Origin of the sequence: Solimonas flava DSM 18980, assembly GCF_000426685.1 — a bacterium.
GTDB classification, from domain to species: Bacteria; Pseudomonadota; Gammaproteobacteria; order Nevskiales; family Nevskiaceae; genus Solimonas; species Solimonas flava.
Window position 1 is genome coordinate 357,175 of record NZ_AUFV01000007.1, and the last position, 8,726, is coordinate 365,900.

General features: G+C 72.0%; 7 protein-coding genes and 1 pseudogene. 6 read left to right on the plus strand and 2 right to left on the minus strand.

What is annotated here, in order from left to right; all coding sequences use genetic code 11:
* Positions 1-3: 3 nt before the first annotated feature.
* The 4 genes from K343_RS23350 to K343_RS0109020 all read left to right on the plus strand — a co-directional run bounded on the left by K343_RS23350 (position 4) and on the right by K343_RS0109020 (position 5,454).
* Positions 4-1,113 (plus strand): 1-aminocyclopropane-1-carboxylate deaminase/D-cysteine desulfhydrase, encoded by a 1,110-nt coding sequence (locus K343_RS23350; RefSeq protein ID WP_051278086.1) that lies wholly within the window; start codon positions 4-6, stop codon positions 1,111-1,113.
* Between the two features lie 2 nt (positions 1,114-1,115).
* Complete coding sequence (locus K343_RS0109010; protein ID WP_043112349.1) at positions 1,116-2,108, plus strand: WD40/YVTN/BNR-like repeat-containing protein; 993 nt, start codon at positions 1,116-1,118, stop codon at positions 2,106-2,108.
* A 452-nt stretch (positions 2,109-2,560) separates the two neighbouring features.
* Positions 2,561-5,005, plus strand: a complete 2,445-nt coding sequence (locus tag K343_RS0109015) for a neutral/alkaline non-lysosomal ceramidase N-terminal domain-containing protein (RefSeq protein ID WP_161628868.1) — start codon at positions 2,561-2,563, stop codon at positions 5,003-5,005.
* Positions 5,002-5,454, plus strand: coding sequence for a hypothetical protein (locus tag K343_RS0109020; RefSeq protein ID WP_028007792.1), 453 nt, complete (start codon positions 5,002-5,004; stop codon positions 5,452-5,454). Before K343_RS0109015 ends, K343_RS0109020 begins: the two co-directional genes overlap by 4 nt.
* A 22-nt stretch (positions 5,455-5,476) precedes the next feature.
* Here K343_RS0109020 and K343_RS0109025 read toward each other — a convergent pair whose 3' ends face one another.
* Together K343_RS0109025 and K343_RS0109030 are read right to left on the minus strand one after the other, a co-directional pair.
* Positions 5,477-6,088 (minus strand): nucleotidyltransferase family protein, encoded by a 612-nt coding sequence (locus K343_RS0109025; protein ID WP_028007793.1) that lies wholly within the window; start codon positions 6,086-6,088, stop codon positions 5,477-5,479.
* Positions 6,089-6,090: 2 nt separating this feature from the next.
* Positions 6,091-7,086 carry an XdhC family protein gene (locus K343_RS0109030; RefSeq protein ID WP_028007794.1) on the minus strand — a complete coding sequence of 332 codons (996 nt, stop codon included), beginning with the start codon at positions 7,084-7,086 and terminating at the stop codon, positions 6,091-6,093.
* A gap of 788 nt (positions 7,087-7,874) precedes the next feature.
* Here K343_RS0109030 and K343_RS0109035 point away from each other — a divergent pair.
* Together K343_RS0109035 and K343_RS23355 are read left to right on the plus strand one after the other, a co-directional pair.
* Positions 7,875-8,282 carry a hypothetical protein gene (locus tag K343_RS0109035; RefSeq protein WP_028007795.1) on the plus strand — a complete coding sequence of 136 codons (408 nt, stop codon included), beginning with the start codon at positions 7,875-7,877 and terminating at the stop codon, positions 8,280-8,282.
* Between the two features lie 48 nt (positions 8,283-8,330).
* Positions 8,331-8,726, plus strand: a pseudogene (locus K343_RS23355) (energy transducer TonB); the annotation flags it as partial.

Sequence of the window (8,726 nt, forward strand, 5' to 3'; positions counted from 1 at the left end):
GCGATGACGAGCGCGCCGACGTCGACGATCCTGGGCGAGGCGCTGCCGCGTCTGGCGGCGCTGCCGCGCGCCGGCCTGCTCGGTGCGCCGACGCCGGTGCAACCGCTCGCCGGTCTGGCGCAGGTCTACGTCAAGCGCGACGACCTGACGGCCGCCGACTACGGCGGCAACAAGATCCGCAAGCTCGACTTCCTGCTCGGCGAGGCGCGGCGCGACGGCTGCGGCGCGGTGCTGGCCTTCGGCTACGCCGGCTCCAACTTCGTCGCGGCGACCGCCTGGCACGCGCGCAAGCTCGGCCTGTCGACGCTTGCCGGCCTGCTGCCGCAATGCCCGGCCGCGTACGTGGTCGGCAATCTGTCGGTGTCGCTGCACTGCGGCGCCGAGCTGTTCGTGGGCGGCAGTCCGGCGACGCTGGCGGCGACCGCCGTGGCGCGTTCGCTGCGGCGGCTGGCGCGCGAGGGCCGGGCGCCGCGCTGGATGGCTCCCGGCGGCTCGAACGCGCTCGGCGCGCTCGGCTTCGTCGAGGCGGCGTTCGAGCTGCGCCGCCAGATCGACGCCGGCGAACTGCCGGCGCCGCGCAGCCTGTATGTGCCGTTCAGCAGCATGGGCACGGTCGCCGGCCTCGTCACCGGCCTGGCGCTCGCCGGTTTGCCGACGCAAGTGATCGCCGTGCAGGTGGTTGGCGAAACGCTCGCCGGCCGCGCGCGGCTCGGTCGTCTGCTCGCCGATCTCGCCGTACTGCTGCGCCGCCACGGCGTCGCCGTGCCGGAAGCCGAAACGCTGCTGGCGCGCGTCGTGATCCGTACCGAGTTCTACGGCGGCGAGTACGCCTGCCGTACCGATGCCGCCGCCGCCGCGGTCGCGCGCTTCACCGCCGCTGCCGGTGCGCGCGCCGACAGCGCCTACACCGGCAAGGCGCTGGCCTGCCTCTACGCCGATGCGGCGACGCGCAATCTCGCCGCGCCGGCGCTGTACTGGCATACCTTCAGCGCCACCGCGCTGCCGCCGGGCGTGCCGCTGGCGCCCGCGTCGGCGGCGCCGCACGCCCTTCGCCACCACTGGACGCTCGAGCGCGCCGGCCTGCACGGCCTGCCGCTCCTCTGCTCGCACTGAACATGTCCGATTCGATTCCGACCCGCCTGCGTGCGCCGCGCCTCGCGCTCGGCCTGATCCTGTCCGCCGTCGCCGCGACTGCCGCCGCCGCCGCGCCCGCCGCCGAGCCGCAGGCGCTTGGCCCGCAGGCCGCGGCCCGGGTCGCCGCCGCGACGCAGACGCCGCTGCTGGCGGTGACGCGCGCCGGCGCGCGCCTGGTCGCGGCCGGCGACCACGGCGTGATCCTGCTGTCCGACGACGACGGCCGCAGCTTCCGTCAGGCGACGGCGGTGCCGGTGCAGGTGTTGCTGACCTCGCTGAGCTTCGTCGACGCGCAGCACGGCTGGGCCGCCGGTCACGACGGCGTGGTGCTGGCGACTGCCGACGGCGGCGAGACCTGGACGCTGCAGCATCGCGACGTCGACGGCGACAAGGCGCTGTTCGCGATTCACTTCGAGGACGCGCAGCACGGCTTCGCGGTCGGCCTGTTCGGGCTCGCGATCCAGACCGCCGACGGCGGCCAGACCTGGTCGCCGCTGACGATCGCCGGCGGCGAACGCACCGACCGCCACCTGTTCGCGATCTTCGGCGGGCATGGCGCGCCGCTGTTCACCGCCGCCGAGTCCGGCGTGGTGTTCCGCTCGACCGACGGCGGCGCCAGCTGGCAGGAAATCCAGACCACGAATCCCGGCTCGTTCTGGGCCGGCACCGCGCTCGGCGACGGCCGCTGGCTGATGGCCGGCATGCGTGGCCACCTGTTCGAGAGCCGCGACGATGGCCTGAGCTGGCAGGAGATCGCCAGCGGCACCGACCAGTCGCTGACTGCGGTCGCGCGCTTCGGCGACGGCCGCGCTGTGGTCGCCGGCCTCGGCGGCACGGTGCTCGTGCGCGAAGCCGGCGCGTCGGCGTTCGTGCTGCAGCAACGGGCGGATCGCGCCGCGCTTGCGGCGCTCGCCGAGGGCAGCGCCGGCGCGCCGCTGCTGTTCGGCGACAAGGGCGTGCTCGCGTCGCCCTGACGCGCCGCGCGCGGCGTTGCGTCGCGCCGCCGCCTTCGTCGTATCCCCGGACCGGCGCGCTCGAGCAGTGCGTCTGAACAGCGCGCCTGAACAGCGCGCCTGAACAGCGCATTTGATCAGTGCGCCCGAACAGCGCGTTTGAGCGGTGTGCCCGGCGCGCCCGCTGTGCGCCGCCGATCTTTCCGTTGCCGCCCCTCGTGTTCCGGATGCGTTGCCGGCGCGCGGCCGCGCGCGCATGGCCGCGCGCCGCGGCAGTCAGACGGTCCGCGTACGCGTACGCAAAATATGGCGCCAGATGTCAAGAGCATGACGGGTGCGAATTGTCACATTGCCGTCACCGTGCCCCGGGCGCGTGCGACCGGCCTTCACCGCAAACGATGGCCGTCGCGATCAGCGTCGGGCACGGCCGCAAGGCCGGCGCGGGATTGCCGGCGCAGCATTCGGGGAACGGGATGAACGGAAGCATCGGGGCGCGGACCATCGGGGCGGTTCGCTGGCACGGCATCGGCGGCATGGCACTGGCGATGGTCACGCTGCTCGGACTCGCGGCCTGCGGCAGCAGTTCGCCGTCGGCGGTCAGCGAAGCGGGCGCGAGCTGCCAGATCGGGCAGCTCGACGAGCAGCAGATCCTCGGCGTCAAGCGCGCCGACGCCGATCTGCCGCTGGCCGACCTTTCGCACTACGCCGCGCGCCGCGCGGCGCGTGCGTCGGACGCCGTGCTCAACGGCGGCGGCTGCGAGAACAACACCAGTTTCCGCTACGGCGCCGGCGTCGGCGACATCACCGGTCCGGCGCTCGGCGAGGAGCAGCTCGGCTACGCCGATCCGGCCCAGGTTTCGACCGGCCTGCACACGCGCGAGCACGCGCGCGCCTTCGCCTTCTCGTCGGAGTGCGGCGGCCGCAAGGGCTACGCGATGCTGGTGACGATCGACAACGGCCTGTCGTTCGATTCGATCAAGTTCGGCGTGATGGAGCGCATCGCCGCCGACACCGAGGACCATCTGTCCGATTACTGGACGATGGACAACGTCATGATCTCGGCGACGCACACGCATTCCAGCGCCGGCGGCCAGGCGCACTACGACCTCGCCAACGTGTTCGCGCTCGGCTTCGACAAGCAGTCGTACGAGGCGGCGGTGAACGGCGTGTTCGACGCGATCCAGCAGGCGCACCGCAGCCTCATGATGGCGACGCCGGGCCCGATCCGCATGGCCAAGTCCGAGCTGCTCGACACCAACTTCAACCGTTCGCCGCCGGCCTACGCGAAGAACCCGGAAGAGGAACGCGCGCGCTTCGTCGACACCAGCGGCCGCGAAGTGACGACCAACCGCATGATGACGCTGCTCAAGCTGCAGCGCGACGACGGCACGCCGGTCGGCATGCTGAACTGGTACTCGATCCACGGCACCTCGATCGGTCAGACGCACACGCTGCTGTCGGCCGACAACAAGGGCTACGCGGCGCAGCGCTTCGAGCAGGATTTCGCGCAGGGCGTCTATCCGGAAGGCGGCTTCATCGCCGGTTTCTTCCAGTCCGACGAGGGCGACGCCTCGCCGAATCCGTTCATGATGGATCTGAGCGAGAAGGAGCTGCATTCGCGCGACACCGACGCCTGGACGCAGCGCGGCGGCGGCCGCGACGATTACGAAAGCGCGATGATCTCCGGCTACAAGCAGTACCACCACGCGCGCAAGCTCTGGGACGACGCCAAGGAAAAGCTGCACGGCGAGGTCAAGGCGATCCACATCCCGATCGACATGAGCGGCGTCGTCATCGACCAGCCGAAGACCTATCCGGATGCGCTGATGCCGAAGATCGGCGGCCAGCAGACCTGCAATCCGGCGCTCGGCATTTCGTTCGCCGGCGGCGCCGAGGACGGCCGCGGCCCGTTCACCGAAGGCGCAGCCTGCCCGATGAGCGACGACCAGCTGCTGCCGTTCCTGACCCAGTACCTGAAGGACACCTTCACCGGCCTGACGCAGGGCGCGCTGCCGTCGCAGCTGATCGAACCGGTCGGCTGCTACAACCCGGCGTTCGCGCTGCTCGGCTACGCCTGCCAGATGGAAAAGCCGGTCGCGATCCCGCTGGTCGTCGGCCTCGGCGACCTGTCGCTGCTGCAGCTGCAGCCGAAGGTGATTCCGTTCCAGATGATCACGCTCGGCAATCTCGCGATCATCTCGCTGCCGTGGGAGGTGACGACCACGTCCGGCCGTCGCCTGCGCGACGCCGTGCTCGACGTGCTGCAGGACGCCGGCATCGATTACGCGGTGATCGGCGGCCTGTCGAACACCTACATCCACTACCTGACGACGCGCGAGGAGTACTCGGCGCAGAACTACGAGGGCGCCTCGACGGTGTTCGGCCCGTGGGCGCTCGACGCGGTGATCCAGGAAACGGCGCGGCTGGCGAAGAACCTGCGCGACGGCAAGCCGGCGCAGAGTCCGTATCAGGCGGCGCGCTACGAAGATCACACGCCGCTGCTGTTCTTCCACCTGCTGCTGTCGACCGCCGACAGCCGCCTGCCGAGCGGCGCTGCGTACGGCGAGGTCACGCAGCAGCCGCAGGCCGAGTACCAGATGACGAAGGACGAGCGCCTGACGGTCAGCGCCAGGTTCTACGCCGCCAACCCGCGCAGCGACATGCGCAACGGCGAGAGCTACTTCTACATCGAGCGCCAGGTCGGCGACAGCTGGCAGGTCGTCGCCACCGACGACAGCTGGTGGACGAAGATGACGATCGTCAAGAACGGTTCGCAGACCGACGAGGCGCTGATCGAATGGCAGGTGCCGGCCGATACCGCGCCGGGCACCTACCGCATCCGCTACGAGGCCGGCAGCAAGGACGGCGCGTACAGCGGCCTCAGCGATCCGTTCGTGCTGAAGGGCTGCGGCGCGTGAGGCGCGGGCTCCGGACGCTGCTGCTGTGCGCGCTGCTCAGCGCCTGCAGCAGCTCTCCGGAGCCGGCGGGGTTCGACTTCGACGCCGATCCGCGCGCGCGGCAGATCGAGGTCGCGACGAAGACTGTGGAAGCCCCGGCCGGCGTGGTCGCCGACCGGGTCTTCGTTAACGCCGCGCCGGGCACCGCCAACGAAATCCTGCCGGCCGACGATCCGGGTCGTGCCGCCGGCGCCGGCCATCGCCTGCTGGTCTGGGACACCGCGGATGCCGGCGAGTCCGCCGACAGCGTCCACTACGTCTTCGTGCTCGACACCGGCGGCGCACGCGTCGATGCGGCGCGGCTGGCGAGCCTGCAGGCGCAGCTGTCGGCGCGTCTGGGCGAGCAGCGCCTCAGCCCGTTCTATTTCGCCGGCAAGATGAGCGAGGCCTACGCCTATCCGCCGTCCTGACGGCGGCCGGCGCGCTCGCTAGTTAGCGCCGCCGCGCCCGCGCGCGGCGCCAGTCGCGGCGCGTGTCGACGTCGGCGAAGCCGCCGCGCGGCACCTCGACCGTACGCACGTCCGCCGCGCGCGCCAGCAGGCGTCGCGCTCCTTCGTCACCGCGCAGGCCGGCGACGGCGGCGAACAGCGGCCGGCCGAGCAGTACCGGATTGCCGCGCCGGCCGGCGCTGAACGGCACGACGGCGGCGGCGCCGGGCACGTAGGCCGCGCACAGGCGCGCGATCGTCGTGGCGCGGACGTCGGGCATATCGCCGAGCAGCACGACGGCGCCGGCGCAGGACGCGGGCAGGGCGGCGAGCCCGGCCTGCAGCGAGCTGGCCATGCCGGACGCATGCCGCGGGTTGTAGACGACGCGCCAGGGCGGCGCGCCGCGGCGTGCGCCGCGGAAGCGCGCCAGCGTCGCGCGGATCGCGCGCTGGCGGTGGCCGACGACGATGACGAGCGGCCGCGCCGGCGCCGCTCGGGCTGCGTCCAGCGTGTGCCACAGCAGCGGCGCGCCGCGCAGCGTCGCCAGCAGCTTGTGGCCGCCGCCGAAGCGGCGCGCGCGCCCGGCGGCGAGGACGACGAGGCCGATCCGCGCCACAGTCAGGTCTGAGGCACGGCGGCCAGCATCTCGCCGACGATCGACAGCGCGATCTGCTGCGGCGCGTGCGCGCCGGTGCCGGCGAGGTAGAGCCCGGCCGGCGAGCGCAGCTCGGCGATGCGGGCCTCGGCGATGCCTTCGGCACGCAGCTGCTGGCGACGCAGCTCGGCCTTGCGCCGGCTGCCGAGCGCGCCGACGCAATAGGCCGGCGAGCGCAGCGCCGCGGCCAGTACGGCATGGTCGGCCTCGGCATCGTGGGTCAGCGTGTAGACCGCGCAGCGTGCGTCGAGGCGCAGCCCGGCGAGCGCCGCGGCGAGCGGGCGGCGATCGTAGTGCAGCAGGTTCGAGCCCGGCGGCGGCGCTTCCGGCCCGAGCGGGCGCAGCAGCACGGTTTCGATGCCCATCTGCGGCGCCAGGTAGGCGAGCGCCAGCGACACCGGGTCCGCGCCGACCGCGATCAGGCGCAGCGGCGGACGGTGCTCGCGCACGAAACGGCCGTCGGCGAATTCGGGTTCGGTGTCGGCGAGCTGCATCGCGCCGCTGGCGAGATCGGTCAGCGCGTACAGCGGCTGGCGTCGCGCGCGCGCCTCGCGCAGGCGCGCGACGTAGGCGCGCGGCGCGGCGAGTTCGCGCACGAAGATGCCGATGCGGCCGCCGCAGCTGAGCTGGATGTCGAGCACCGGACTGCCGGCGCCGTAGTCGAGCAGGCGCGGCCGGCCGTCGGCCAGCACCGCCAGCGCCTCGGCCGCGACCGCCGCCTCGACGCAGCCGCCGGAGACGTAGCCGACGCACTCGCCGCGCGCGTCGATCGCCATCTCGCTGCCGAGCGGGCGCGGCGAGGAGCCGCTGATGCGGACCAGCGTGGCGAGCGCGCAGCGACGGCCGTCGGCGACCCAGCGTTCCAGCGTCGGCAGCAGATCGTCGACCAGGCCGTAGGCCGGCCAGTCAGGCCAGTCGCAGCTCGGGGCGGGCGCGCTTCGTTGCGCGAGGGCATCCATATTCGATCGTCCGGTGGCGGCGCGTCGATGAGGTCCGGCGGACATCGCGTAGCAGCCGTTTCATGGCGCGGCAGGCGGGTCGACGCATCATAGCGCGAGCGCCCGCGGCGGCGTCCGCCGCCGGGGCCCGGTTCCGATGCCCCTCCGGCGAACCTTGCGTGCGCCGTTCTTGCTGCAGGGTGGCGTGCTGCATCGTGGTGCGGGGATGCGATCAATGTGGTGCGTGAGCGACGCGCGCGTCGCCCTCGGCGGTATCCGCTCATGCAGCGCGCTGCCTGTTTCCGGTCGCCGCCCTGTCGGCTCCGCAAGAAGCCGTTGCCGATGCCGGGCTCGATTCGGTTGGCGCGACGGTGGGCCTCGGCGCTTCGTCGCCGGCGGCGGCTTGCGGAACTGCCCGCGCTGTCGAGCGCACTCGGCACCGCCGCCGCGTCGGCCGCTTGCCGCTGCTGGCCTTGATCGGCGAGCGTCGGCGCGGCTGAAGTGTCGTGCGGCCAAGGGCCGCATGGACCTCAGGCACGCGACGCGTAGCGATGCGCGCGCAGCGTTTATCGCACTACCTCAAACACCCCATGTTGTCCGTCACGGGACGCTTCCTATGCTGAAGGCTTGCGGTGCTGCGCGCGAAGCGTCGGCTGTCGAAAAAATGATCGATGGCATGAATCTCGCTATGACGACAGCGCTTCTGCGCGAGGGGCCCAAGGGACGTGCGAGGCGACAGGGCGGTACGTATGTGCCGTCGTGACGAATGCGGTAGTCGAATGCCTCTCGTGAGGATGTTCAGAGTAACGATGATGAAGTGGCGGAAGCAGACAGTGGCGGCGCCGTGGGCCGTGTCGGTCGTGATGACGGCCGGCGCGTGGACCGGCAGCCGTGCCGAAGACGAGACGACGGCCGCCGTGCCGATGCGCGCCGGGCTTGCCGCCACGCTCCAGGGCCTGTCGCAGGCCAAGACCGATTTCCTCGATAGCGACGGCATGAGGGCCGCCATCGCATTATCCAAGCTTCATCTTGCGGACGACGATGCGGCGATGCCGCTGCGCACGCACTCGCCGGCCTTCACGCCCCGAAAAATCGAATATGCACGCGGCCGCGCAGCGGCCTTCCACCCTGGCGATGCACCGCATCGCGCTCTCGCCGACGCCGCGCAGGCGCTGCGCTACGAGCATCAACTGGCGGAAGCCTCGCGCGAGTCCTGAGCGCGGCGGGCGCCGCCATTTTCAACCTGACATTCTGAGAATCCAGCCATGCAACTCGGCCAAGCCCAACCGGACAACAACCGCCGCCTGATCGGCATCGGCGGGGTGGTGGTGTTTCACGCGCTGCTGATCTGGGCCCTGGTGTCAGGGCTGGCGCGCAAGGCGATCGAGATTCTGCCGGCGCCGATCGAGACCAAGATCATCGAGGAAGTGAAGCCGCCGGAGGACGTGCCGCCGCCCCCGCCGCCGCCGACGCTGGACATTCCGCCGCCGCCGTTCGTGCCGCCGCCGGAAGTGAACATCGCGACGCCGCCGCCGCGCACCAACACGATCGTGGCGCAGAGCACGGTACCGACGCCGCCGCCGGCGCCGGCGCCGGTGGTCAAGGCGCCGCCGTCGGTGGCGCTGAAGATCGACAGCCGGCGCTGCCGGCTGCCGGAATAC